This window comes from Pantoea sp. GbtcB22, assembly GCF_019091025.1.
GTDB lineage: Bacteria > Pseudomonadota > Gammaproteobacteria > Enterobacterales > Enterobacteriaceae > Pantoea > Pantoea leporis.
The window spans coordinates 103,363-129,401 of record NZ_JAGXKB010000005.1 but is presented as its reverse complement, the minus strand read 5'-3'; the positions used below and the strand labels follow the sequence as shown (position 1 = coordinate 129,401).

At 48.5% G+C, this 26,039-nt stretch carries 19 protein-coding genes; 7 read left to right on the top strand and 12 right to left on the bottom strand.

Translation table 11 applies throughout. From position 1 onward, the window contains the following. Nucleotides 1-80: 80 nt before the first annotated feature. The 3 genes from pgk to tkt form a co-directional block, all read right to left on the bottom strand. Nucleotides 81-1,244, bottom strand: coding sequence for a phosphoglycerate kinase (pgk, locus tag KVT28_RS16895; protein WP_101761937.1), 1,164 nt, complete (start codon nucleotides 1,242-1,244; stop codon nucleotides 81-83). A 51-nt stretch (nucleotides 1,245-1,295) separates the two neighbouring features. Continuing rightward, nucleotides 1,296-2,315: an erythrose-4-phosphate dehydrogenase gene (gene epd / locus KVT28_RS16890; RefSeq protein ID WP_192236435.1), complete on the bottom strand. Its 1,020-nt coding sequence runs from the start codon at nucleotides 2,313-2,315 to the stop codon at nucleotides 1,296-1,298. Nucleotides 2,316-2,658: 343 nt separating this feature from the next. Then, nucleotides 2,659-4,650 carry a transketolase gene (gene tkt / locus KVT28_RS16885; RefSeq protein ID WP_217549402.1) on the bottom strand — a complete coding sequence of 664 codons (1,992 nt, stop codon included), beginning with the start codon at nucleotides 4,648-4,650 and terminating at the stop codon, nucleotides 2,659-2,661. Nucleotides 4,651-4,923: 273 nt separating this feature from the next. Here tkt and KVT28_RS16880 point away from each other — a divergent pair, with 273 nt between their 5' ends. Next, nucleotides 4,924-5,676, top strand: a complete 753-nt coding sequence (locus KVT28_RS16880) for a M48 family metallopeptidase (protein ID WP_101761934.1) — start codon at nucleotides 4,924-4,926, stop codon at nucleotides 5,674-5,676. A gap of 161 nt (nucleotides 5,677-5,837) precedes the next feature. Here KVT28_RS16880 and KVT28_RS16875 read toward each other — a convergent pair whose 3' ends face one another. Both KVT28_RS16875 and speB read right to left on the bottom strand, forming a co-directional pair. Beyond that, nucleotides 5,838-6,242 carry a YidB family protein gene (locus tag KVT28_RS16875; protein ID WP_101761933.1) on the bottom strand — a complete coding sequence of 135 codons (405 nt, stop codon included), beginning with the start codon at nucleotides 6,240-6,242 and terminating at the stop codon, nucleotides 5,838-5,840. A 54-nt stretch (nucleotides 6,243-6,296) separates the two neighbouring features. Beyond that, the gene (speB, locus tag KVT28_RS16870; protein ID WP_217549400.1) at nucleotides 6,297-7,217 is read right to left on the bottom strand and encodes an agmatinase; all 921 of its coding nucleotides are present in this window, start codon (nucleotides 7,215-7,217) and stop codon (nucleotides 6,297-6,299) included. A 488-nt stretch (nucleotides 7,218-7,705) separates the two neighbouring features. Between speB and KVT28_RS16865 the strand changes: the two genes are divergently transcribed. From KVT28_RS16865 to KVT28_RS16840, 6 genes are all read left to right on the top strand, one after another. Further along, a complete protein-coding gene (locus KVT28_RS16865; protein ID WP_217549398.1) occupies nucleotides 7,706-8,482 on the top strand; it encodes an ABC transporter permease in 777 nt (258 codons plus the stop codon). Next, on the top strand, nucleotides 8,479-9,162 hold the full coding sequence (locus KVT28_RS16860) for an ABC transporter ATP-binding protein (RefSeq protein WP_101761930.1): 684 nt from the start codon (nucleotides 8,479-8,481) through the stop codon (nucleotides 9,160-9,162). The genes KVT28_RS16865 and KVT28_RS16860 overlap by 4 nt, the downstream gene beginning before the upstream one ends. Before the next feature lie 46 nt (nucleotides 9,163-9,208). Beyond that, nucleotides 9,209-11,611, top strand: a complete 2,403-nt coding sequence (locus KVT28_RS16855; protein ID WP_217549396.1) for a glycosyltransferase — start codon at nucleotides 9,209-9,211, stop codon at nucleotides 11,609-11,611. After that, nucleotides 11,608-12,528 carry a hypothetical protein gene (locus KVT28_RS16850; protein WP_101761928.1) on the top strand — a complete coding sequence of 307 codons (921 nt, stop codon included), beginning with the start codon at nucleotides 11,608-11,610 and terminating at the stop codon, nucleotides 12,526-12,528. Before KVT28_RS16855 ends, KVT28_RS16850 begins: the two co-directional genes overlap by 4 nt. A 56-nt stretch (nucleotides 12,529-12,584) precedes the next feature. After that, nucleotides 12,585-13,703: a Stealth CR1 domain-containing protein gene (locus tag KVT28_RS16845; protein ID WP_240632898.1), complete on the top strand. Its 1,119-nt coding sequence runs from the start codon at nucleotides 12,585-12,587 to the stop codon at nucleotides 13,701-13,703. Between the two features lie 84 nt (nucleotides 13,704-13,787). Beyond that, a complete protein-coding gene (locus tag KVT28_RS16840) occupies nucleotides 13,788-14,429 on the top strand; it encodes an acyltransferase (protein ID WP_158238600.1) in 642 nt (213 codons plus the stop codon). 98 nt (nucleotides 14,430-14,527) lie between these two features. Here KVT28_RS16840 and KVT28_RS16835 read toward each other — a convergent pair whose 3' ends face one another. From KVT28_RS16835 to KVT28_RS16805, 7 genes are all read right to left on the bottom strand, one after another. After that, nucleotides 14,528-15,754: a capsule biosynthesis protein gene (locus KVT28_RS16835; protein WP_217549394.1), complete on the bottom strand. Its 1,227-nt coding sequence runs from the start codon at nucleotides 15,752-15,754 to the stop codon at nucleotides 14,528-14,530. Between the two features lie 3 nt (nucleotides 15,755-15,757). After that, nucleotides 15,758-17,788: a capsular polysaccharide biosynthesis protein gene (locus tag KVT28_RS16830; RefSeq protein ID WP_217549392.1), complete on the bottom strand. Its 2,031-nt coding sequence runs from the start codon at nucleotides 17,786-17,788 to the stop codon at nucleotides 15,758-15,760. Between the two features lie 12 nt (nucleotides 17,789-17,800). Continuing rightward, complete coding sequence (locus KVT28_RS16825; protein ID WP_217549390.1) at nucleotides 17,801-19,477, bottom strand: polysaccharide biosynthesis/export family protein; 1,677 nt, start codon at nucleotides 19,475-19,477, stop codon at nucleotides 17,801-17,803. Between the two features lie 23 nt (nucleotides 19,478-19,500). After that, on the bottom strand, nucleotides 19,501-20,649 hold the full coding sequence (locus KVT28_RS16820; protein WP_217549388.1) for a capsule biosynthesis protein: 1,149 nt from the start codon (nucleotides 20,647-20,649) through the stop codon (nucleotides 19,501-19,503). Between the two features lie 490 nt (nucleotides 20,650-21,139). After that, nucleotides 21,140-22,366 carry an HlyD family type I secretion periplasmic adaptor subunit gene (locus KVT28_RS16815; protein ID WP_192236420.1) on the bottom strand — a complete coding sequence of 409 codons (1,227 nt, stop codon included), beginning with the start codon at nucleotides 22,364-22,366 and terminating at the stop codon, nucleotides 21,140-21,142. Next, the gene (locus KVT28_RS16810) at nucleotides 22,363-24,534 is read right to left on the bottom strand and encodes a type I secretion system permease/ATPase (RefSeq protein ID WP_217549386.1); all 2,172 of its coding nucleotides are present in this window, start codon (nucleotides 24,532-24,534) and stop codon (nucleotides 22,363-22,365) included. The genes KVT28_RS16815 and KVT28_RS16810 overlap by 4 nt, the downstream gene beginning before the upstream one ends. After that, a complete protein-coding gene (locus KVT28_RS16805; protein ID WP_217549384.1) occupies nucleotides 24,531-25,982 on the bottom strand; it encodes a TolC family outer membrane protein in 1,452 nt (483 codons plus the stop codon). The genes KVT28_RS16810 and KVT28_RS16805 overlap by 4 nt, the downstream gene beginning before the upstream one ends. Nucleotides 25,983-26,039 lie beyond the last annotated feature (57 nt).

Genomic DNA, 26,039 nt, shown 5'->3' with positions numbered 1-26,039 from the left:
TCATCCCCGAAGGGATTGCGATTTGTTTGCCCCATAAAGGGCTAGCCTTCAGGCGACGCCCAAGCGTCGCCCCCAAAGAGTTACTGCTTCGCGCGCTCTTCCAGCATAGCAACTGCTGGCAGTTTTTTACCTTCCACGAACTCGAGGAATGCGCCGCCGCCGGTAGAGATGTAAGAGATCTTATCTTCGATACCGAACAGATCGATTGCAGCCAGCGTATCGCCGCCGCCTGCCACTGAGAATGCATCGCTATCGGCGATAGCATTTGCCACGATTTCGGTACCTTTACGGAAGTTCGGGAACTCGAACACGCCAACCGGACCGTTCCACAGAATGGTTTTCGCGCCTTTCAGAATCGCGGCCATCGCCTGTGCGGTTTCGTCGCCGAAGTCCATAATCTCTTCGTTATCCGCCACTTCGGAAACCTTTTTCACGGTTGCCGGGGCAGTTTCAGAGAATTCCGTGCCTACACGAGAATCAGTAGGAACCGGGATACCAAACTGATCACGCAGACCTTTTGCCGCTTCGACGAAGTCTGGCTCATACAGTGATTTACCGACGTTGTTATCGATAGCCACGAAGGTATTCGCGATACCGCCGCCGACAATCACGGTGTCAGCAATCTTCACCAGCGACTGCAGCACATCAAATTTGGTCGACACTTTAGAACCGCCAACCACAGCAACCAGCGGACGCTCTGGATTACTCATCACTTTGCCCAGCGCTTCCAGCTCAGCTGACAGCAGCGGACCGGCACATGCGATTGGGGCAAATTTGCCCACGCCGTGGGTAGAAGCCTGTGCGCGGTGCGCGGTGCCGAAGGCATCCATCACGAACACGTCGCACAGTGCGGCATATTTCTTCGACAGCCCTTCTTCGTCTTTTTTCTCGCCTTTGTTAAAGCGCACGTTTTCCAGCACAACCAATTCACCCGCGCCGACTTCAACGCCGTCGAGGTAATCTTTTGCCAGGGTAACGTTGGTGCCGTTCAGTTTATCTTTCAGGTAGTTAACAACCGGCAGCAGGGAAAACTCTTCGTTGTATTCACCTTCGGTCGGACGACCCAGGTGAGAGGTAACCATCACTTTCGCGCCCTGTTTCAACGCTGCTTCGATGGTAGGCAGAGAAGCACGAATACGTGCATCTGACGTCACTTTCCCTTCTTTCACTGGCACGTTGAGATCGGCACGGATCAGAACGCGTTTACCAGCAAGATCCAGATCGGTCATCTTAATTACAGACATGGTGAACCCTCTCGTTGATTCTCATAAGTTTTGCCAGACGCAGTCCGCGTCTTACCTGAAACCGCTTGCGGCCATTGCTAACGTGGTGTCGATCATGCGGTTAGCAAAGCCCCATTCGTTGTCACACCAAACCAGCGTTTTGATAAGGTGATGACCACTGACCCGCGTTTGCGTGCCATCGACTATGGCACTGTGCGGATCATGGTTAAAATCTACTGAGACTAACGGTAATTCCGTATAGTCAACTATACCACGAAACGCCCCTTCTGACGCGTTTTGCAGCAACGCGTTGACCTCACACGCCTTCACCGCTTCGCGCACCGACACGCTCAGATCAATGGCTGTCACGTTGATGGTGGGCACGCGCACGGCAATCGCCTCAAAGCGATCGTTAAATTTCGGAAAAATACGGGTAATGCCAGCAGCGAGACGCGTATCTACCGGAATGATCGATTGGCTGGCAGCGCGGGTACGACGCAGATCGCTGTGATAGGCGTCGATCACCTGCTGATCGTGCATCGCCGAGTGAATGGTGGTCACGGTGCCCGACTCAATGCCAAAGGCGTCATCCAGCAACTTGATCACCGGAATAATGCAGTTGGTGGTGCAGGATGCGTTGGAGACAATGCGGTCAGTTTGTTTAAGAGCTTGTTCGTTGACACCGAACACGACTGTGGCATCGAGATCGTTGCCGCCCGGATGCGAGAACAACACTTTCTTCGCGCCCGCCGCCAAATGGGCTTCGCCATCAGCGCGGCTACCGTACACCCCGGTACAATCCAGCACGATATCCACATTCAGTTCGCGCCACGGCAGCGCATCAATTTCAGCCTGATGCAGGATGCGAATGGTGTCGTCGCCAACAAACAGTTGATCGCGCTCCTGGCGCACATCAAAGGCAAAACGGCCATGGCTGGTGTCGTACTTCAGCAGATGCGCCATGCCGGCGGCGTCTGCCAGCTCGTTAATGGCGACCACGGTGATCTCAGCCCGGCGACCGGTTTCATACAGGGCACGCAACACATTACGCCCGATACGTCCAAAACCATTTATTGCTACGCGAACGGTCATCTCTACCTTCAACCACACCCAAAAAAACGTGCCGATTAGCCTGAGCGTTTCACACCGGTTTGTACAGGGAATTATTGCTTACCCACATGAGTGAGATGCACGATTTCGCTCACAACTGAAACGGTTCAGCTAGAGTAATGCAAGAGAGGAATAACGGGAATGATTGCGATCAAGTGAGTGGCTGAATATTGGATCTACGTCACAAATTTTGCACTGGCGGATTATTACTGCAGGAATAATTGAACCGTTTCAGGTTAGATACGCCTGCATTGCAGGTGCGCGCGATGAATCGCGCCGCTACAGGCTGTGCTTAACCGGTAGCGGCGCAATTTACTGCGCAAAGTTACAGAATAGATTTCGCCGTTTTCACCACATTCTCAACGGTGAAGCCAAACTCCCTGAACAGCTGATCCGCAGGCGCCGACTCACCGAAGGTGGTCATGCCGACGATCGCGCCGTTCAGGCCGGTGTATTTGAACCAGTAATCCGCGATACCCGCTTCAATCGCCACGCGTGCGGCAACCGCTTTTGGCAGCACGGATTCACGGTACGCCGCGTCCTGCTTGTCGAAGGCGTCGGTAGATGGCATAGACACCACGCGCACCTTGCGGCCTTCCGCCGTCAGCTGCTCAAACGCTGCCACCGCCAGCTCCACTTCTGAACCGGTAGCGATCAGGATCAGCTCCGGCGTACCTTCGCTGTCCTTCAGCACGTAACCGCCGCGCGCCACGTTAGCCAGCTGCTCAGCGCTACGATCCTGCTGCGCCAGGTTCTGACGCGAGAAGATCAGCGCCGACGGGCCGTCAACGCGCTCAATCGCGTACTTCCAAGCCACCGCTGACTCAACCTGGTCGCACGGGCGCCACAGGCTCATGTTTGGCGTCACGCGCAGGCTGGCCATCTGCTCAACCGGCTGGTGCGTCGGGCCATCTTCGCCCAGACCAATTGAGTCGTGGGTGTACACCATGATCTGACGGATTTTCATCAGCGCGGCCATACGTGCGGCGTTGCGCGCGTACTCGACGAACATCAGGAAGGTGGCGGTGTACGGCAGGAAGCCGCCGTGCAGCGCGATACCGTTGGCGATGGCGGTCATACCGAACTCGCGCACGCCGTAATGGATGTAGTTGCCCGCCGCATCTTCGTTGATTGGCTTCGAGCCGGACCACATGGTGAGGTTGCTTGGCGCCAGGTCAGCGGAGCCGCCCAGATATTCCGGCAGGATTTTGCCGAAGGCTTCGATGGCGTTCTGCGAGGCTTTACGGCTGGCAATTTTCGCCGGACTGGCCTGCAGCTGCTCGATGAACTTCTGCGACTCGCTGGCCCAGTTCGCCGGCAGCTCATTGTTCACGCGACGTTTGAACTCGGCAGCCAGCTCCGGATGCGCGGCGGCGTAGGCGGCAAACTTCTGGTCCCACGCCGACTCTTTCGCCTGGCCGGCTTCTTTGGCATCCCACTGCGCGTAGATGTCTGAAGGGATTTCAAACGGACCGTGGTTCCAGCCGAGCTGCTTGCGGGTCAGCGCGATTTCATCGGCACCCAGCGGCGCGCCGTGCGAGTCGTGCGTACCGGCTTTATTCGGCGAACCGAAGCCAATCACGGTTTTGCACATCAGCAGCGAAGGCTTGTCGGAAACCGCTTTGGCTTCTTCCACCGCTTTTTTAATCGCGTCCGCATCGTGACCGTCCACGCCGCGCACCACGTGCCAGCCGTAGGCTTCAAAACGTTTGGCGGTGTCGTCGGTGAACCAGCCGTCAACGTGACCGTCGATGGAGATGCCGTTGTCATCGTAGAAGGCAACCAGTTTGCCCAGCTTCAGGGTGCCGGCGATGGAGCAGACTTCGTGTGAGATGCCTTCCATCATGCAGCCGTCGCCCATAAACACGTAGGTGTTATGGTCTACGATGTCATGACCCGGACGGTTGAACTGCGCCGCCAGCGTGCGCTCGGCAATGGCAAAACCCACTGCGTTAGCGATGCCCTGACCCAGTGGACCGGTGGTGGTTTCAACGCCTGCGGTGTAGCCATATTCCGGGTGGCCTGGAGTTTTAGAGTGCAGCTGACGGAAGTTCTGCAGCTCGCTCATTGGCAGATCGTAGCCAGTGAGGTGCAGCAGGCTGTAAATCAGCATTGAGCCGTGACCGTTCGACAGCACAAAGCGGTCGCGGTCTGCCCACAGCGGGTTAGTAGGGTTATGGTTCAGGAAGTCACGCCACAGCACTTCGGCAATGTCCGCCATGCCCATTGGGGCACCCGGATGTCCCGAATTGGCTTTCTGTACTGCATCCATACTTAACGCGCGAATGGCGTTGGCAAGCTCTTTACGAGAGGGCATCTTCTACTCCAGGTCGGATTAATGCTCCGCCACGCTTAACTTATTGTAATTAATCAGTTATAAGGCGAAGCGAGAAAAAAGTCGCACATCAATGTACATGAAAATCAGGACAAAAGTACATGCATCTGGGTGCTAAATCACGGGTAACCGTTTGCATTTCCGGGCTTGTCTGCTAGTCATTGAACAACATGCGAGCTATAACCTAAGCGTTTAAACACTTGGGCCAGTTTCAGGTGTTTGTTTTCTTTACCTTGTTACCCAAAGGATGCCGATATGAAAATGAGAGCCACAATTGTTGCTCTGGGAATGGCTTCGCTGCTGAGCGGCTGCGAAGGGTTTGATAACAATGCGCTGCTACAATCGGGTGCGCAGGCTTATCAGGCCTATGCGCTGAACGATACGCAGGTGAAAGAGTTGAGCGATCAATCCTGTGCGCAGATGGATAAAGACAATCAGGTTGCACCCGCTAACAGTGAATACCAGCAGCGCCTGAACAAAATCGCGGCGGCGCTAGGCGACAACATCAACGGCGTGCCTGCCAACTACAAGGTTTATCAGACCAAAGACGTTAACGCCTGGGCGATGGCGAACGGTTGTATCCGCGTCTATAGCGGGTTGATGGATATGATGACCGATAACGAAGTCGAAGGTGTGCTGGGCCATGAAATGGGCCACGTCGCGCTGGGCCATACGCGCAAAGCGATGCAGGTGGCGCTGACGACCACCGCAACGCGCACCGCTGCGGCTTCCGTCGGCGGCGTAATTGGCTCGCTGTCACAATCACAATTGGGTGAAATGGGTGAAAAGCTGGTGAATGCGCAATTCTCGCAAACTCAGGAAACACAAGCCGATGACTACTCGTTCGACCTGCTGAAAAAGCGCGGCATCGATCCGATGGGATTAGCGACCAGCTTTGAGAAGCTAGCGAAACTGGAGCAAGGAAGACAGAGTTCGATGTTTGACTCGCATCCGGATTCGGAAGCCCGCGCCCAGCATATTCGTGAGCGTATTGCGGCTGGGAAATAGATCGTGCTTGCTGTCCCCCTCCTCGGTCCTCCCCCATGAATGGGGGAGGAAGATGCTGCCACATGTCAGTGAGGAAGCTGCATTTAGCTGCGTCTCCTTCCCCCATTCATGGGGGAAGGCCAGGATGGGGGACAGTAAGCAAAGATCAAAGCAAACAATCTTCAACGCTTAAACAATCCATCCACCATCGCACCCAAATCCTGGGTATTCGACGTCTTAATGTGGCCCTGCGGCGATAGCTTATCAATCACCTGCGGCAATAAGGCAGCCAGCGTACCGGACGCACCCTGTACATCGGTGCCGAGCTTATCCGCCAGCGACTGCAGCTGATCATTGCCAAGCGCATTTTGAATCTCGCCGCCATCAATCGACATGTTACTGCCGCTGCCAAGCCAGCTATTCAGCACCTGCCCGAGTCCGCCCTGTTGAAACTTCTGCAGCAGCACTTCAACGCCGCCCTGTTCCTGCACCCAGTTCCAGATAGCCATCAGCTGTTGCATCTGGTTGCCCTGCCCGCTTCCGTTGCTGTTTCCTAGCGATCCTACTAAATCGTCCAGTAAACCCATAGTCGCCTCCGCAGATTAATTAACCGCCAATAAGTGTAGCCGCAGGAGAAAGGATTAACCTTTATTTGCCGCCTGCACGTGCAACATGTCCAGCGCCAGTGTGGCTGCGGCCAGCGAGGTCAGATCGGCGTGATCGTAGCCCGGCGCCACTTCCACCAGATCCATACCGACGATATTCATGCCCTGCAAACCGCGAATCAGCTTGGTGGCTTTATCGCTGCTCAAGCCGCCAATCACTGGCGTGCCGGTGCCCGGTGCGTGGGCGGGATCCAGACAATCGATATCAAAGGTCAGATACACCGGCAGATCGCCAACGGTACGCTTCACTTCCGCCAGAATGTCATCAACGCTGCGATCGTTGACCTGCGCGGCATCCAGCACGTTAAAGCCCAAGCTCTTATCGAACTCGGTACGAATACCGATCTGCACAGAGTGCTGCGGATCGATCAAACCCTCTTTTGGCGCGGTGAAGAACATGGTGCCGTGATCGAAAGTAGGACCATTGGAATAGGTATCGGTGTGCGCATCGAAATGCACCAGCGCCATTTTGCCGAAGTGCTTAGCGTGTGCACGCAGCAGCGGCAGCGTGACGTAGTGGTCACCGCCAAAGGTCAGCATGCGCTTACCGTTCGCCAGCAGTTTCTCGGCGTGCGCCTGCAGTTTGTCAGAGAGATCCTGTGAATCGCCAAAGGCATAAACCAGATCGCCGCAATCCACCACGTTCAAACGCTGGCGCAGATCGAAATCCCACGGCCAGCGACAGCCTTCCCACGCCAGATTGGTGGAAATCTGGCGGATTGCCCCCGGACCTAAACGGCTGCCTGGACGACCGGAGGTCGCGGCATCGAAAGGAACACCGGTGATCACCCACTCAGCGTCACTGTCGTAAGGCTGGAAGTTGAGGGGGAAGCGCATGAAACCAAAAGCGTTAGAAACCAATGAGTTATCATAATGATTGCCCAAGGTGTTATGCATAACTGGTCCTCTTAAGATCCGTAAGTCGATAGGTCTGTTTAGGTATAGATGAAAAAAATCCCCTCAACGTAAATACTACGAGGAAGGGATAGATGGGCGTGATTATTACGAAGATTGAAGTTGGGTGCAATCAATGCTTTGACGTGGTAAGCCTCCAGAAAAATCAAGGTCAATCATTTCGGCTGGAGAGAGCTTGAAACCACAAACGATAATAATTTAATCAAGAATGTTTTGAGCAAAGTGAATAAGGAAAATTGAGCCTTTTCTCAATTATCTTCATAGGAAGGCAGGCAATAATTTCATCGATTGAAAAGTAGCAAATACGATACAAATCAAATAACAACCCATTTAATCAGCTAACTGTAGATGGCAAATCAACGCGACCACTCGAGTCTGCTTATTATCTATTATCTTATCTTCAGCGCATTGGTAACTGTTAAGCCAAGGGCGGTAGCATATCTATTAATCAAGAATACTGTGAGTTTTAAATGGCAAGAAGTGGATTAAATGTACAAAGCGCCACGATTAACGCATTGTTTTTTAGAGAGATAAGAACCAGATTCGGTAAGTTCCGTTTGGGGTATCTCTGGGCGATACTAGAACCATCAGCCCATTTATTAATATTGATGGCCATTTTTGGCTTCATCATGCATAGGACAATGCCAGACATTTCCTTCCCTGTATTCTTACTTAATGGGATCATTCCCTATTTCATTTTTTCTAATATCTCTACTCGATCACTTGGAGCAATTGACGCGAACCAAGGCTTATTTAATTATCGACCGGTTAAACCCATCGATACTGTTTTAGCAAGGGCGATGTTAGAGACGATTATCTACGTAACTGTCTATATATTTCTGATGTTGATTGTTTGGGCTGCCGGGGAGTATTTTTCTGTAGAAAATCTACTGCAAATAGTGGGTGCATGGAGTCTTTTGATTATTTTCTCATGTGGCGCTGGACTCATTTTTATGGTGACAGGTAAAACCTACACAGAAACGCAGAAACTTTTGCCAATTCTCCTTAAACCGCTCTATTTCATCTCGGGAATAATGTTTCCACTGCACGCAGTGCCGAAAGATTACTGGCCATTTCTACTCTGGAATCCCCTCCTGCATGTGGTGGAACTCAGCCGAGCAGCCGTGATGCCGGGCTATAGTAGCGAAGGCGTCAGCCTCATTTATCTCGCCATTCTCACACTAACGACATTATTTTTGGGGCTTGCCATCTATCGCACCCGTGAAGAGGCAATGCTGACCTCATGATTAAGATTGAAAATCTCACAAAGTCGTACCGCACCTCATCAGGCCGGCACTTCGTGTTTAAAGATTTGAATCTCACTCTGCCAGGTGGAAAAAGTGTGGCGTTGGTTGGCCGAAATGGCGCAGGTAAATCAACATTACTGCGCATGATTGGTGGTATTGACCGGCCTGATAGCGGCGCAATCACTACCAATAAAACGATTTCCTGGCCGGTTGGCCTTACTGGCGGTTTTCAGGGCAGTCTTAGCGGTAGGGAAAACGTTAAATTCGTCGCGCGTTTATATGCCAAACATAGTGAGATGAAAGAGAAAATAGATTTTGTTGAGTCATTTGCTGAATTGGGTAAATACTTCAATATGCCGATCAAAACTTATTCATCCGGAATGAAATCAAGATTAAGTTTTGGTTTAAGCATGGCTTTTGATTTTGATTATTATCTTGTGGATGAGGTCACCGCGGTAGGTGATGCGCGCTTTAAAGAAAAATGCTCAAGGATGTTCCAGGAACGACATAAAAGTGCGAGTTTTTTGATGGTGTCGCATAGCTTAAATACGCTCAAAGAGTATTGTGACGCAGCTATTTTCATTGGTAGGGATAATTATGTCAATTATTATGACTCGGTAAATGATGCTATTGAAGCTTACTTAAGAAGTGAAAATAACAAAAATACTATTCCAATATAAATAACACCGCTGATCATTTTACAACAATCTATTTTAGGTAAGAGAAATGAAGGGAATCGAACATCAAGATTTGTTGATACTCATTGGAGAAAAAGGAGGGCTGCAAGCCCGTGATAATGGCTTTTGTTATTTTCAGCATAGAATGAAGTCAGGATTTAAAAACACTTTTTTCATTTATAGCAAACAGAATGTCGACATAGAAAAACTTTTACCTTTTAATAAAAACATCATACTTAAGGATAGCAAAAAGCATCATAAGATATTTTATGATGCAGATTACCTCCTGCTTAATGACGGATATCTTGATACTTTCCCCTCTTTTAATAAAAAACCATTAGAAAAGGGCTGGGCTCCCATCGTATACCTTCAACACGGAATCATCTCTTACAAGAGAATATTCATATTTAAAGGTCACTACAACGGTAGAATAAGATATTTTAGCACTTCGTTGAAGTCAGAGAAAAATATCGTTATCAATACACTACAAACACAAAAAGATATTAACCAAACAAAAAGATTAGCCATCAAATACAAAATACCACACTACGATGACTTTTTTTCCAGGAATAACCTAGAAGATTTCTATATCTTGCTACTCCAGCGATATTACGTTAACAAAAATTCTGTTGAGGTAGATGATTTACAGGCGCTAAAGAAACTCATACTGAATATTGGTTTCCTCGACAAAAGAGTGATCAATAGTGGCTTGTCGCGACATGAGCTACTACCAATGAAGAAGAAAAATGAAAAAAACATATTATTCTTTTTTACGTGGCGTGAAGAGTGGACAAAACCTGGCGATGACAATCCATTTTTAGACATAGTCCAGCAGATTAAAAACAGCCAAGGAATAATTGATTATGCAAATAAAAGAAATTTAAACATCGCATTTTATTTGCATGAAAAGATACTCCATCTTAAACCAATGATAGAAAAACTCTTTGATGGAGCTATTTCATTTGTCGGGCATGATGACTTTTCAGCAGTATTAAAAGATACGGCTGTATGCATAATAGATTACTCATCAATTGCCTTTGAATTTAACCTGATAAAAACACCGGTTATTTTCCTACAATTTGACTATGATAATTACAAGTTTGAACGAGGTCATTTTTTAAAATCCCCCTATGAATTCAACGGTTCAGTCGTGCGTACTATTGATGAACTTGAAGACCTATTTTCAGACAAAAGCATTGATTTCAAGATCAAACATCGAGCCAGAAAGGATTTCCTTAAAGTCATCCGTGATTATGAAAATTTTAATAAAACCAATAAATTTCTGGATAACGTGATTGCCGATAAACAACAGCACATTGTTTACTGCTGTTATAATATCTATGGCGTAGGTGGAACAGTACAAACAGTTATAAACCAGGCAAATTATCTGGTTTCTGTTGGCTATCAGGTATCCATTATCTCAATGCGGCGCACCAGTGATACACCTAAGCTACAACTTGATCCCAGTGTACGTATTGAATATCTCAATGACGCACGCAGCAATGGCAAGTTCCGCACAAAGCTGGATAATCACCTCGCTCAATATTCTTCAAAGATTTTTAAAAAATCAGAAGATCTTTATAATGGCTTATCTTTGTTGACAGACTTTAAACTGGTAAGCATTTTAAAAACCATTAAGAACGCAACAATTATAGGCACATTCCCAGGCCTATGTGTGAATATCATTAAGCATGCCCATAAGTCGAATAAAGTCATTGTTCAAGAACATCGTGAATTTAGCTCACACTCTAAAGAAATACAGAAAACATTGTTAAGAAACTACCCTAAAGCCTATAAGGTACTTACTCTCACTTCTTTTCAAAAAGAAGAGTACAATGCTCAAGGAATTAGTAAGGTTACCCCCATTCCAAATGGACTCGAAGATAAGTTCCCACTAATTTCACAATCGGGCAGGGATATCCAGAAGAAAAGAATTGTTTCTTTTGGTCGTTTGGTTGAGCTAAAACAATTCAATTTATTAATAGAATCTTTTGCAAAAATAGCAAAAAAATTCCCAGATTGGATTTTAGACATTTTTGGTGACGGTGATGAAAAAGAAAACCTTATCAATCAGATTTCAACGCTAGGTTTAACATCGCAAGTTACCATTCATCCACCGACATCATTAGTTTATGAAGAGATCTACAATAGTGCATTCTGCGCACTCACATCTGCTAAAGAAGCTTTTGGGATGGTCTATATTGAAAGCTTTAGCATGAGCAAACCTGTGGTTAGTTATGATATAGGCTATGGTCCTAAAGATTTCCTGGTGAATGAATATAACGCTTTAGTTTCTCCCTGTTTTGATACTCAACACTTTGCCATGAACATGGAAAGACTTATGGCTAATGAGAACTTACTCAGTCAACTTGGAGAGAACAGTCGAAAAACCTATCTTGAAAAATACGAAATATCTAAAGTTATGGATAAGCTATTAAAGGAGTGTGAATGATGACTAAAGCTTCAAAATTATTAAATACCCCCGGTCTTTTCGTTAAGGATGCTTTTAAGAATATTCTGGGTGGAAGATCAAAAGAAATAATTAATGCAGTAAACATAACGCCAACGGTTGAAACAATCACTGAGCCTCCATTACTAAAATATGATAATGAAAAATTAAACATTCATTTAATAGTCATCGACACCGTAAGTGATAAAATAAAATTCAAAGAAAGCTTAATAAGGTATCAATATCGTAGTATTATTAAGTACACTAATTTTAAAAGTCTCTCATACATTAGCCAAAGTATAATAAGCAACAACAGTGACATAAGTGTTTTTAAAAACTACAGTGAGGCTTTCAAAAACAAGATAAGAAACATCAGTCCAAAACGAGAGTTATTTATATTTATAGATTTGAACTTTCTATTCCTTAAGAAGGTAACGAATAAAGATTTTATATCTCCAGCGGGTATTCCTTATACTTTCATTAAGAATAAAAAAAGAAACATCGACCGAGTAAAAAACACATTCGCAGAACACTTCTGTGAATTTGATTATAATTTTTCACCCGCTGAAAAATTCTGTTGCGTTGATAACATGCAACTTTGTCATTACAACAACATACTTGAGTCTGTCAGTAACCCACATGATTACTTATTCGAGTTCTTACCCATTTCTAACACTATGACCAAGGGAGAGCAAAGTATAATTAAATCACCCATACAGTTTGCCCTGCTTGATAGAGGATATGAAGAAAAATTCATCTGGATACAATCTGTACATGGTTCGAAACGATGTCCTCTCGCCGTAACATTTAACAAGATGAATGATAAAAACGATGATTATGCTATGTTTTTAGATACGATTGTTCCTCATGTTTCACGTGACGAACACTATTTATCCGTGAAGCAGGAATTGAGTCATTAAAATAAAAGAATTAAATTAATCCATTCTTAAAAATACAGGGCGGATTAATTTTAAAAATGAAACCCAATAAGATGCTAACTATTTCCCTTAGAAAATTCAGGAAATTAAAAAGAGCACCAATACTCTTTTTTAGAGATTACCTATTAAAACGACACCCTTTGGTTTTAAATCACAACAATATAATCAATGCAACAGAAGGTATTATTGTTAGTGCTTTACAAAATTCAATAGCTTCCTTCAAACCTGCTTTCAAAATCGATGTTGTATACACTTGGGTCGATGCAAATGATTCAGCATGGTTGCAAAAAAAAAGGCTGCACAGCAATGCAGACATATCATATGCACTTTATGCAACTGAAGAATCGAGATTCAGTAACCATAATGAACTCTATTACTCTCTACTCAGTATTGAAAAAAACATACCGTGGGTAAACAGGATATTTATAGTCACTGACAATCAAAAACCATTAATTCCAGATAGCCTCAAGGATAGAGTGGTGTTAGTTGATCATTCCGAAATCATTCCACAACAATATCTGCCCACATTTAACTCACATGTAGTTGAAGCCTACCTACACAAAATCAAGGGATTATCAGAACACTTTATTTACTTTAACGATGACTTCTTTGTTGCTCAAAAAAACAACCCTGAGCATTTCTTCAAGTCAAATGGGATAGCGAGTTTATTTGTTAGCAACAAAAGTACTTCATATTCTCCAGGGGAAGAAAGAACAACAGCAACGTTATCAGCATGTCAGAATTGTAACGATATCTTCGAATCAAACTTTGCTGTTCGATTTGACAATACACTGACTCATACGTATGTACCTTTGATTAAATCTGTTTTTGAAGAAAGTGCGTCTATGTTTCAACATGAAATCGCTGCATTTTCCAAAAACAAATTCAGAGCGAAGAATGACTTAAATGTTGCTACCTTTCTCGTTCCTTATCATCAATATATTCTGGGCAAATCCGCGCCGAATCTGGACATCTGTTTTTATTTTAACATCCGCTCTCCTGCATCAGGCAGTTTCTATCGAGCGCTTATTAATGGCAAAAAAGACAATAATCTCCCACATTCATTTTGTGCGAATGACTTTAGCTCTAATGAATTTAATCATGATGGTTACAGTGAAAGATTGAATGAATTTCTATCATCATTTTTTATCTCGTAAAGTCATGACGTAAAAAGAATGACAAAGCTTCTTTATAGTGATTGCAATCGAAAAACACTTAAAATGAATAGGAACAACGTTGTTATGAATGATAGTTATGAGAAACAGATTGCAAGCTTCATTGCAGCAGGGAATGTTGTTATAGGTAAACCCGAAAAAGTTTTAGGTGATTTCAGTCTAAATTTCCAATCAGGTAAGAACTCCAGCATTACTTTCAGCGAAGGATGCATATTAAATAATGTATCTATTAATATGGAAAATGGTAACGGTGTATGGAAAGTTGGTAAAAAAACCTACATTCGCGGACGTTACTTTATTGGTGCTGGATCTAAAATTGAAATCGGAGATCAAACAGCAATGAATCGTCATGTACTTATTGTTGCTACTGAAGGCGCATCAATCATCATAGGCAAGGATTGCCTTTTCTCTGACATAACGATGTCTACGACAGATTGGCATTCAATCATTGATGATATGACTGGAGAAAGAATAAATCCTGCCAAATGTATCGTCATTGAGGATTCAGTATGGCTGGGTGAGAATGTCACAATTCAAAAAGGCATTACGATTGGAAAGAATAGTATAATTGGCTCCAGAGCATTAGTGACAAAAACCATTCCGCCCGGAAGTTTAGCCGTTGGTATTCCTGCAAAAATAATCAGAGAAAACGTCAGGTGGCAGCGCGCACTCATTCCTATGGACTTCCTGCCAGCAGAACCTTACTAAACTAAAATAGAGTAAATATTCAATGGGAACCCGCAATTGACGAACCATGCTGCGCTTGAGTGTCAGCATGGCGTTAATTAACAACGCTGAAATTGAGCTCATTTAAAGTTTTGCACGTCTTCTAATTCACTCCAAACTTTACTCGAAAAAACGTTCCATTGGTAATAATGGATATTAACTTGCGTCTGGCAGGTCAAATGTGACATAAAATTTTTGAACAAATAATCATCTATAGTAAATTGATCCCGCCAAAAAAAATCCAAACCCGACTGAAACGTTACTCCTCGAATGTCGTACAATGCCTCTCCCATCACTTTTATCCGCTTACCATGCATCAACGCTAAAATCCCTGCGGTGCTGTTGATCGTAACCACACCTTGAGCATGTAAAATTAATTCCCGCAAAGGGAGGTCATGAATATAAACTACTCTATCTATAATATTTAAACGCTTGCAGAGCTCATTGATCAGCGCTGCGTAATTGCGATGCCCACAATCCATTGGATGATGTTTAATCACCAGATAAGTATCCGCTGGTGCATGCTGCGCAAAGGAGCACATTACCTCATAGATATAATCCCGCACATCATTATAAGGGCTATGATGCTCTATTTGGCTGTCATTATAAACCTGTAAAATCGCCAGGTAATAGCGTTGATCTAGCTCAATCGTTAATCTATTAAGTATATATCTCTGCTTAAATTGATATAATGTCTTGCGCCACCCAGCACGAAACCAATATGTGGCTTCGCGCCAAGGTGAAAATGGTTTATGGTGACAATATTGGTCAAAAGTATGTCGATAATACCAGCTAATGAAGTAATACCAACTGGCATGCGCCATCTTGCGAATTTTAGATGGATAACATGCCTCTATTTTTGCTGCTGGCTGCGCCAGTAGCTGTCGATAGAACTCAGCATCGCGCGGCAATGAAGAGTTGGCATTGACACCGCCCTCCTCGAGCGTAATAAAATTTGGTCGCAGATATCCTTCTTCGAAAACAAAAAATCTAACCCCTTGCGTATGCGCCCAGCCTTTCGCTACCTTATGTAGCGTCCGGCAATCGCCAAAGCATAAAATCGTATCAAATTCATAATCCCGCTTAACTTGGTTGAGCCAAGCCGAAAACTCCTTTTCTGTTTGCATGAACGCGAGGTATTTACGTTTACGGCAATAGAAGCGGTCGCCGCCGTTGAATACGACATTCACGGCTTCACGCCCTAATGACTCCAGCCAATAAGCCATGTCATTAAAGAAAGGTCCCATTGGCCCTTGCAACAACAGGAACTGCTTTCCTTTTAGCAGCTTTTTAATAGCTTCACTCATGGTTTAAAATGCTAACTTAACCTTAATAAACATTGATAACTTTTTTCCCATCCGCATAAGTCTGTCTCGCCAATTTTTATCAATCACCATATTTGCTCGTGGTGTGTTGATGAGAATTTCAATGGCTTCTTCGACTGAAATAGCATCCAGTCGTAACGGATGAATATAAGTTGGATAGGCAATTAATGCTTGATAGATCAAATCGTAAAGGCCTAACTGTTTCACACGGCGGAAACAATCATGCTCGTCATATGTTAATCCCCATCCAGCATAGAATGGCATGCCGTAGCAGTACACGCGTTTGCCATGCAATAAAGCTTCGAATCCTGAAAGCGATGTCATCGTATGTACTTCATTGGAAACCTGAATACATTGAATAATGTCTGCATCCAGCGCCTGATAATCAGCATATTGATTAATTTCTCTATCAGTAATATGCCCTTTGCGGTTGCCTACTACTACATCTGGATGTGGCTTGTAAATAATGTATGCCGCAGGATTACGCTCCCGTACGGTTCGTAACAAATCCCGGTTAGTACAGATTGTAAAGGTGCCAGTCTGAATAGATGCATCATTTCCTACCTGACCTGGCACCAATAATACACGTTTCCCTTTTGAATCGGCTGGCAAAGTAAAATCAACGCCAAGATTGTATTTACTGATTCTGTTATTTACGAGCCGATGATGAACCTTCCTCGCCCGCGAACATTGAGCATCGGTTAATTCACTTTCATTGAGCAACATCTCTAAATCACTGGGTCGCGTGGCATCGTAATAAATACCACGTTTATCCAATACCAAGGACAACGGCGGCATAAGATCTGAACCCAAGCCCGAAGAGCGTAAAAAACCATCTTCCATCCGCCAAACAGGTAATTGTTGGGCTTGCGCTTTTTCCAACCAACGCTGCTCGCCAGCAATTCCCCATACCACACACGCGGTAGCCAGCTTATTACTTTTTGAAAAACTCAACGTATTGGTAGCGGTACGCAAAAACGGTTTAAGGATGGTGTATTTCCACATCGATAGACCCGGCGCCCAAAGATGTCCGATACGTGGTAGCTGATAGTTGCGTTGCAATTGGATCCAATGCAAAACATCAAACAGCGTTGCGGGCTCGCCGGTCAACGGATGGATATAGCGGCTATAGCGCAAGTAGGCCGCCGCAAACAGTTGCTCAAGCGTAGCGTTACCACGGCGTTCACTTAGCTGCTTAGCTTGTGGATGGCGATCGTCGGTCAATCCCCAACCGGCATACCAGGGTTGGCCAAAGCACGTCACCGGTTTACCTGCCATTAATGCTTCAAATCCATACTGCGAAGTCATGACATAGACACGTGAGACATGCCGCAACAGAGATTGTGGGCTCACATCATCAGCCATGAGATGTATGCGATGCGTGGATTGGAAGGAGTGGTAATATCCCGACTTCTTGCCTTGTAGTACGTCCGGATGGACCTTTATCCAGACCACGGCACCAGGATTTTCCCGTATCGCCGCCTCTAACATCAGGACAAAATTATTCGGCCCCGCATTGCCATAGGTTACGGACATGTCACCTAGCGTTTGGTCAATAACTAATACTACATTGCTGGTTGCACATGCTCCTGCAATAAAAGGCGGGGCCTGATTATATTTCGATAAATCTTGCTCAACGATGATGCTCATTGCTCGTTTGGCGTCATCGGCAAGCCGTTGATTAACGGCTCTTTCCTGGATCATCTTCTCTAACTCGCTGGGCCGGTTAGCATCGTAATAGATCCCCAATCTATCCAGCACCAGTGAAAAAGGTGGCGCGCCATTAACTCCAAGATCCAGCGAGCGGATATAGCCATCTTCCAGTCGCAGCACTGATTTTCCTACACCACGCGCCCACGCCACCGGCTGACGTGAGTTGGGACGATATCCCCACACTGCAATAGTGGTCACGGCATCGGCGACAGGCCGTTGCAGCGATAATTTCTGGCACGGCTGGGCCAGGAAATTACGCAAAAATGGAATTCGCCAGATGCCTGAAGAGAATATACCAATCATCACGATGCACCCTTACAACGTAAGAACCACTTTCGCCGCAACGGCTAATTGATACAGGATGGTGGAAATGCCACGCGTCACTTCGATGCTCTTCGATTCATACTTCGGCAGCACCATTAACTCATCACCTGGATTCAGCGCACCGACATCTTCCGCGTCTTCGGCCGCGCCGTTCTGGCGAATAACGATGACGCGCGCATTACCGGACTTCTGTGTAAAGCCACCACTTTTGGCGATGTAATCTTTCGCGCGTAAGCCTTTCTCCCAGCTCACTGCATTCGGGAACAGCACTTCACCATGTACCAGCACCAGTGAGGTTTTCTGAGGAATGCTAATCACATCACCATCTTCCAGCAGGGTGGCCGCGAGGTTTTTCTCGTTCAGAATGACTTCACCTTTTGGCACGACCTGACGCGCTTTCGCCACAAATCGGCTGACCAATTGCGCTTCCTGGAAGCGAAGACCAGCCTCCTCCTTGGTGGATGATTGCGCAGAAAGCGAGGCTTCCTCTAACTTCTGCAACGCCAGGTTCATCATCTCTTTCTGGCGGGAGGCCACGGAGGGACGATACAGCTTGATGGCACTCATCTGCGACATACTATTAGGTCGAATCTGCTTCAACACCGCCTGCATGTTGGATCCGTAAGGCAGTACCATCGCGTGTTCACCTGAGTGTGCGCCTTCAACGCGGACCTGAATCGTGCTGGCATAGCGATCGGTGCTCACAATCAGTCTGTCACCATCTTGCAGGAAGCGGCCGGTCGCCTCGCGAATTGGATAATATTCGCTGCGCTTTGCTAAACCTTGCTGGCGCACAACAGTAATATGCGTCGCACCCGGTTTGACTCGCGCCCAGCTCAAAGCTTCGGTGACAGGAATAGTGCTGTTGCGAAATTCAAAGTTATAGCTATTAAATACATCGCCTTGCACATTGAACGTATGCTGACGCGGCCCGACCACAATGGTGTCGCCGTCGGCAAATTGTGATAATCCCAATTTACCGTTAAGCAAAAAATCATACAGGTTGATATTGGATCGCACTTTATTGCCACGTTTCACTGCAATATCGACGTAGCTACCACGTTCAGGATCAACGCCGCCCGCTTTAATCAAATAGTTCAATAGGGAATCCGACGTCACGCCGCCATATAAACCCGGGCTGTGAACAAAACCGGTGACGTAGACTTTCACAGGCTGTGCCTGTAATAGCGATGCATACACACTGACGTTGGCTTGGTAGACCTGCTTCACTTTGCTGGTAATCAACGCGTTTAGCTGGCTGTTACTAATGCCAGCGACTTTTACCGGCCCCACATTTGGCAGAAAAATGTTGCCTTTGGGATCAACCTGCAACGCGCCGTCAAAAGTAAATGCGCCCCATAAACGCACCTGAATGCTATCTCCTGGATTCAGGATATAGCCGGGATTGAAACCTACGCTTGCCCCGTTCTCTCCGCTATTGCCATTAAACAGCTGGGCACCAAACATACGGCTAAGTACCACAGGTGCAACTGGCACAGGCGTATCATCAAATCCGCTGTTATTGCTGCTGATATTTACCGGTGCCGAATTGAGCAAAGATTGTGTTTTAACGCCGGTTAAGTTTGCATCAGAATTAATATTTAAGGCCGCATTGGCCTGCGCAGTGAAGCAAGCTGCGATCATTACAAATGATTTTAAAATTTTCATAACAGACTCATTCTGCGACAGCATTAATCCCGATGATCTTCAATCACTGCCAATAACAGTTTCAGGGTGCCAAACATTAAGCAGCACACCAGCAACCAGCAGGCGATCAAATACGGAATGTTGGGGAAAGTGGACTCTTGCGGCTGCTGCGGTGAACTGATCACCGAAAGCACTTTCAGTTTGCGAGCGGCTTCCACGCGTGTTTTTTCGATGGAGGTCAGCGCGAGCTTGTAAAGCTCATTATCAAAGGTGACACGCGATCTAATCTCTTCAAACTCCACCGCCATGCGGTTGAGTTTGTCGCCCTGCGGCGCGGTGATTTTGCCTTTCTCGTTATCGATCTGCGCCTGCATCGAGGCAATGGCGTTACGTACGCTGACAACTTGCGCAGCGTCATCACGCAGATAGGTCAGCAGAGTACGCAGCTCCGCTTCCATCTGGATCTTCTGGCCCATCAGCGTGTTAACCAGTGAACTGGCTGCTAACGCTTGCGCTTCAGGATCCAGCACATTGTTGCTGTTCTGATACGCCAGCAGCTCGGATTTACTGTTATTCAGGCGTGAGCGGGACTTTTCCATCTCCTTTTCCGCAAAGGTCAGCTGATCACGCGCAATACGGTGCGACAACTCATTAATGAAGCGTTCGGACTCTTTCAGCACCGCTTTATTAAAGTTAAGGGCAAAGTCCGGCGTAAAGCCTTGCGTGCGAATAGCCAGCAATCCCGCTTTATCGTCATACGTTACGCTGATACGTTCACGATAATAACGCAGGAATTTTTCGGCAGTTTCATCAGGAGACAGATGGTGCAAGAAATCCAGCCCGCTTTGGCTGAAGGCTTGACGGAAATTAAGTTGTTTATCTAGCACTGCCAGCATATCCGGCGAATTGATGTACTCCTTTAAGTAGAGTGCATCTTCAACCGAACTGGGATTAATAGCCCCCAACAACAAGCCAAAATTCACATTATTGCTGGCAAGATCATCTGAGCGTTTAATCGCGACTTTGGATTCGCTCACAAAACGCGGCTGACTGAATATTGCCAGATAAATAATCAGCAACGTCATTGGGAGAAAAATGATCGCTTTTCCGAGGTGCTGTTTAAGATTGGCGAAAGAAACAACGCCCAATCTTTTTTCAAACTTTGATAAGGTGGAATTCTCTTTTATTAACATGAAGCAATCATCAAATATTCATAAGCGTGCCGTAGCACATCATTGAGGTTCGGCCTGCGGCTCTGCGCATTAATAACCCTGCCGCCCCTCGAGGAAAATCCAATATTTCGTGATGTTTTTTGGTGACGAATTGCAGCGTATTAAAGAAAAGTACCGCGTCCGTCTTCCCGCGCTCGAAAATAAAACCACGTTGATTTGTTCATAATTTCATATGCGTAACGTATCAAAGCGCTCAGCTTAGCGTTAAGCGCACTTAGCGCCTTTGAGAAACGGCTTGTTATCGTTCACTTCGGGAAACCCTTTTCTCTAATAACAAGCCAGCTCAAGACATTTCTTGCTGTAATTAATTATATAAGTGTGGGATTTGATATTTAACGGTTCGTGTAATAGTTGCCGAAACTTCATGGTGCCCTCATCAATCGCCTAAATAAAAAACCGCCGTTTCCTGAAGAAAACAGCGGTTTTAAACTAACGCGTTATACCGTTCCAATCAGCGTTCGCGCATCGCCTCTTGCGCTTTGTTAAACGGCTTAATCAGATAATCCATCACCGTCTTCTCACCGGTCTTGATATCCACGGTAGAAACCATGCCGGGACTGATGGAGAAGCGCTTACCGGCTTTATTCTGCACGTAGTCGTTATCGGTGCGGATAAACACGCGGTAATAGTAAATTTCCGGTTTCACCTCATCCTGAATGGTATCCGGCGAGATGCTCTCCACCACGCCGTTCAGGCCGCCATAAATGGCGTAGTCATACGCCGAGATCTTCACCACCGCCCGCTGGCCGGGACGGATAAAGGCGATATCGCGCGGTGACAAACGCGCTTCAATCAGCAGACGATCGTTCATCGGCACAATGTTCATCAGCTCGCCATTCGGTGGGACCACGCCGCCCACGGTGGAGACTTTGATGTTTTTCACGATGCCGCGCATCGGCGAACGGATGGTCAGTCGCGTCACCGTGTCTTCACGCCCTTTCACCACTTGCGCCATGCTGTCGGCTTCGGCGTTGGCTTTCGCCAGCTCCTCACGCGCCTGCACGTAATATTGCGAACGCATATCGGTGAGTTTCAGCTCCAGATCTGATTTATCGCGCTGCAAACGCAGCACTTCCACGCTACTGGCGGCACCGGTTTTGGCCAGACGCTGCGTGATGGCCAGCTCGCGGTTAGCCAGCGCCAGCGACTCTTTAAACTGCGCAGTCGCATCAGTGAGCTGTGCGCGGCGGGTTTTATACAGCCGTGTTTCTGACGCCATCAGATCGGGGAACTTATTCAACTCTGCCGGGAAACTCAGCGGCTGATCGTTCACTTCCGCATTGAGACGCGCGGCGGCAGCCAATGCCGCACGATAGCGTGCCGCACTTTCGCCGACGTTGGATTGCGAGCGCGTGGCATCGAGGCGCGCCACCACTTGCCCGGCCTGCACCTGATCGCCTTCGTGCACATACAGCTCCGTGAGGATGCCGCCTTCCAGCGATTGCAGCACCTGATCGCGCGAGCTGGGGATCACTTTGCCGGTGCCGGTTGAGACTTCATCCAGCACGCCAAACCAGGCCCAGATCACCGCAACGAGGATCAGTGCGGTGCTGATGACGATCAGCCGCACCGCGCCGGTGTAATGGGTTTCTGATCGCAGCTCGCCGAGCAGATCGTCGGAAGAATCCACTTCTGCCGCCGTCACTAAGCGCAGTCTTGCCGGTAATTGTTTGATCATGATTGCGCCTCCGGCAGGCTGCCGTTAGCACGCGGTGCCGGCAAAGCGTTCTCTTTCGGGCTGTCCATCACCAGTTGTCCCTCTTTCAGCACCAGCACACGATCCACTAGCGCGAGGATCGCCGCACGGTGCGTCGCCACGATCAAGGTGCGCCCGTTGAGCCACTGACCGAGACGTTCGATAAACTCTTTCTCGGTGTGATCGTCGAGCGCCGCCGTCGGTTCATCCAGCAGGATGATGTTGGGATCGCGCAGCAGCATGCGCGCCAGCAGCAGCGACTGACGCTGTCCGCCCGAAAGCCCAACGCCGCCTTCCATGATCGGATGGTCGAGGCCGAGCGGCAGACGACGAATGAAATCTGCGCCGCCGCTGACGGTGAGCGCGCCAAAGATCGCATCATCGGTGGCGTGCGCCGCGCCCATGGTGAGATTCTCGCGCAGCGTGCCGTGGAACAGCCGCGCGTTTTGCGTTAGCAGGCCAACGTTACGCCGCACATCGGCCACATCAATGTGCGGCAGGCTGAGGTTATCCAGCCGCAGTTCACCGCCGACCAGATCGATGCCGCCAATCATCGCCTGCAGCAAGGTCGATTTACCCGAACCGTTGCGTCCCAGCACCGCAATACGCTCGCCCGGTTTGATGGTCAGGCTTTTAATGCGCAGCGCGATGTTCATCGAATCGGTGTAGTAACGGAACATTGCGTCGGTGAACTGATAGTGACCAAACAGCACCGGCGTGTGAATCCGCGTTTCGTCTTTGCTGTTTTCCACCGGCAAATTCATCAGCGCATCAAGGCTGCCTTTCGCCGCCTTCACCTGCTGCCAGCGCGCCAGCACGCCACACAGCGTGGCCATCGGCGCAATCATGCGCGAGGAGAGCAGCGACGCCGCCACAATCGCACCGGTGGTGATATCGCCGTTGATCACCATCGGCGCACCGATCACAATCACGCTGGCGTATACCAAACCCTGCACCGTCACGCCCCAGGTAATCAGCGAGTGCATCACTTTGCGCATCTCCACGCCGGATTGCGCGGTAATACGAATGTAGCTGTTCCACTGTTGCAGGAAGCGATCTTCCGCCTGCATCAGCTTGATATCTTCCAGCCCTTGCACGCTCTCCACCAGCACCGCATTTCGCAGCGTCGACTCTTTCAGGTTCTGCTGCGCCAGCTTCGCCAGCTTCTTCTGGCTCAGCACGCCCGGCAGGATCATCAGCAGCACCGCCACCGGCGCAATCCACGCCAGCTGCGGCGCGATAATCGCCATCACCAGCATGAACAGCAGGAAGAACGGCATATCGACAATCGAGGTGACCGTGGTGGACGTGACCATTTCGCGGATCGCCTCTAGCTCGCGCAACTGCGAGATAAAGGTGCCGGTCGAGCGCGGCACCGCGCTGTTACGCAGCCGCAGTGCGTGACCAAATACCCGATCGGAGACGCGCATATCGGCACGCTTGCCCAGCAGATCGGTCACGTGATCGCGCCCAACGCGCAGAATATAAGTGAACACCACCGAGATGATCACGCCGATATACAGCACATACAGCGTGGGATAGGACTGCGCCGGAATCACCCGATCGTACACCTGCATTGAGAAGATAATGCCGACCAGCGCCAGCAGGTTAATCAGGAAGGATCCGAGCATCACGTAGCCATACGGCCGCAGATCGTGCAGCACCAAACGGCGCAGCCAATCCGGTTTTACCGTGGCGAGATAGCGATCGACGCGGCTATCTTTGGCGGCGGTAACCGGACGCAGCGCGGCGGCAAAGCGGATTTCCGGCAGCAACGTCTCCAGCGCAATTGGTGCTGGCTGTTCATCACCGGCAAAATGCACCCGCACTTCATCGTCGCCATCAAACTGGGTGATAACGCCCACCTGACCGTCGGCCAGCTCGATCGCCAGCGGCAAGCGCCAGCTGGTGATCTCCCACTTATTCTCTTCATATAATTGCAGCGATAAGCCGGCCTGGCGCGCCAGATGGCGTAACGCTTTATCGCGCGACTGTTTGCCCTGCCATTCGGCAGCGGCCATGATCATGCCCGGCGAACAGGGCAAGCGATAATGGCTGGCGATCAGGATGATTGCGGTGGCCCATCCGTGTAAGGGCACGTTTCCCCCGGACGCGCTATCAGGTGCGTCGGGAATCTGTAATTGCGTCATGGCTGGATCTCCACGGACTGGATCCGCTGATTATTCAAAGCAAACGCCGACCGCATATGCCCGGTGCTGTAGAGGCAATCGAGCTGCAGTGAGCGTAACTGGCTGATGGTTTGCTGCAATGTGAAACGGGTCTGGAACACTTCCTGCTCGGCGTTGAGCACGTCCAGCAGCGGACGCGTGCCGAGTTGCAGATACTGATCCTGATAGAGCGACTGGGTTTTCTCGCCCAGCGTCTGTTGCCGTCCCATGATCGCCAGGCTGAGCGCCAGGCTTTGCGACGCGTTCTGCGACTCACTCAACTGCTGACGCGCTTTAAGCCGCGCCGAGTTGACGGCCGCATTGGCGGCCTGCAATGCATTGGCGGCCGCGTCCCGGCTGGCGGTGATACCGCCGCCCTGATAGAGCGGCATTTCCACTTTCACAAACGCCGAATATTGGGTGCGATCCAGCGATTCGCTGCCGGAATAGTGATTATTGAGATAATGCGTCACCTGCGGTTCCAGCGAGATGGTTGGCATGTTTTGCGCGTTAGCATTATCGAGTTTGGCCTGCGCCTGATTGGCCTGCGCCCAGGCCGCCAGCACCGACGGATTGAGCTTGTCATCGGCTTTCGCCACCTGACAGGACTGGGTGAGTTTGGTGGGAAAATCGTCGCTGACCTTTTTCACCATCGGCCAGCCAAGATAGGTTGCCAGCGTGGCGCGCCAGCGGTCGAGGTTGGCTTGATACTGCGTTAGGGTGGTACGCGCGCCTTCGATACGCGCATCGGTTTGGGTGGCATCCGAAAGCGACGCCGCGCCCTCTTCATTACGCTGGCGCGCCAGATCGCCAATCTTACTCAGCGCCGTGAGCTGCTCACGCGCAATTTTGACCAGTTGCTGATAACCCTGCACTTCCACCAGCGCCGCGGCCGTATCGTGCGCCACGGTATCAATGCTCACCAGCACGTTGGCCTGCTCCTGCGCCACGCCCGCTTCGGCGGAACGCACCGAACTGCTGACCTTGCCAAAGTCATACAGCATCTGCGAAACCGACAGCACAAACGACGGGCTGAAGCCCTTTTCGCTGTAAGCATTGCTGTAGCCGTTGTTCATGCCGGCACTGATTTGTGGATAGTATTTGGCTTTCGCCACATCAACCTGATTAGCCTGCTCCAGCATTTTTCCTACTGCCTGAGCGATATCGGGATGCCACTGAACGGCGCGCTGCACCGCCTGGTTGATGGTGAGAAAGTCGGGGACGTGGGCGAGGGCGGGTTCCGCCACTTCACCGGTTAATGAAGGCAGTTCTTGCTGTTGCGCTAAACCTGCTGAGGTGATGTGCCCCGCCCGGGTTAACGCGTCACTGGCCGCTAAAAGTGGAGAACTGTAAAGTAAAGCCATGCCCGCACAGAGAACGCTGAGCTTAAACGAACGGCGAAAAGTTGCGCCTGAGTGCATCAGTTCCATCGATAGTCCACCAGTCAATAAAGAGAAAGGGGCACATCCCTGTGCCCTAACTGCATC

Bases quoted from the DNA above. Each gene is read 5' to 3' on its own strand.
- KVT28_RS16860 (WP_101761930.1), top strand. From the start codon at position 8,479: ATGATTAAGATTGAAAATCTCACAAAGTCGTACCGCACCTCATCAGGC.
- KVT28_RS16810 (WP_217549386.1), bottom strand. From the start codon at position 24,534: ATGACGCAATTACAGATTCCCGACGCACCTGATAGCGCGTCCGGGGGA.
- KVT28_RS16805 (WP_217549384.1), bottom strand. From the start codon at position 25,982: ATGGAACTGATGCACTCAGGCGCAACTTTTCGCCGTTCGTTTAAGCTC.
- KVT28_RS16855 (WP_217549396.1), top strand. From the start codon at position 9,209: ATGAAGGGAATCGAACATCAAGATTTGTTGATACTCATTGGAGAAAAA.
- KVT28_RS16840 (WP_158238600.1), top strand. From the start codon at position 13,788: ATGAATGATAGTTATGAGAAACAGATTGCAAGCTTCATTGCAGCAGGG.
- KVT28_RS16820 (WP_217549388.1), bottom strand. From the start codon at position 20,649: ATGTTAATAAAAGAGAATTCCACCTTATCAAAGTTTGAAAAAAGATTG.
- KVT28_RS16845 (WP_240632898.1), top strand. From the start codon at position 12,585: ATGAAACCCAATAAGATGCTAACTATTTCCCTTAGAAAATTCAGGAAA.
- KVT28_RS16875 (WP_101761933.1), bottom strand. From the start codon at position 6,242: ATGGGTTTACTGGACGATTTAGTAGGATCGCTAGGAAACAGCAACGGA.
- KVT28_RS16815 (WP_192236420.1), bottom strand. From the start codon at position 22,366: ATGATCAAACAATTACCGGCAAGACTGCGCTTAGTGACGGCGGCAGAA.
- KVT28_RS16865 (WP_217549398.1), top strand. From the start codon at position 7,706: ATGGCAAGAAGTGGATTAAATGTACAAAGCGCCACGATTAACGCATTG.
- KVT28_RS16880 (WP_101761934.1), top strand. From the start codon at position 4,924: ATGAAAATGAGAGCCACAATTGTTGCTCTGGGAATGGCTTCGCTGCTG.
- epd (WP_192236435.1), bottom strand. From the start codon at position 2,315: ATGACCGTTCGCGTAGCAATAAATGGTTTTGGACGTATCGGGCGTAAT.
- KVT28_RS16825 (WP_217549390.1), bottom strand. From the start codon at position 19,477: ATGAAAATTTTAAAATCATTTGTAATGATCGCAGCTTGCTTCACTGCG.
- speB (WP_217549400.1), bottom strand. From the start codon at position 7,217: ATGCATAACACCTTGGGCAATCATTATGATAACTCATTGGTTTCTAAC.
- KVT28_RS16835 (WP_217549394.1), bottom strand. From the start codon at position 15,754: ATGAGTGAAGCTATTAAAAAGCTGCTAAAAGGAAAGCAGTTCCTGTTG.
- tkt (WP_217549402.1), bottom strand. From the start codon at position 4,650: ATGCCCTCTCGTAAAGAGCTTGCCAACGCCATTCGCGCGTTAAGTATG.
- KVT28_RS16850 (WP_101761928.1), top strand. From the start codon at position 11,608: ATGATGACTAAAGCTTCAAAATTATTAAATACCCCCGGTCTTTTCGTT.
- pgk (WP_101761937.1), bottom strand. From the start codon at position 1,244: ATGTCTGTAATTAAGATGACCGATCTGGATCTTGCTGGTAAACGCGTT.
- KVT28_RS16830 (WP_217549392.1), bottom strand. From the start codon at position 17,788: ATGATTGGTATATTCTCTTCAGGCATCTGGCGAATTCCATTTTTGCGT.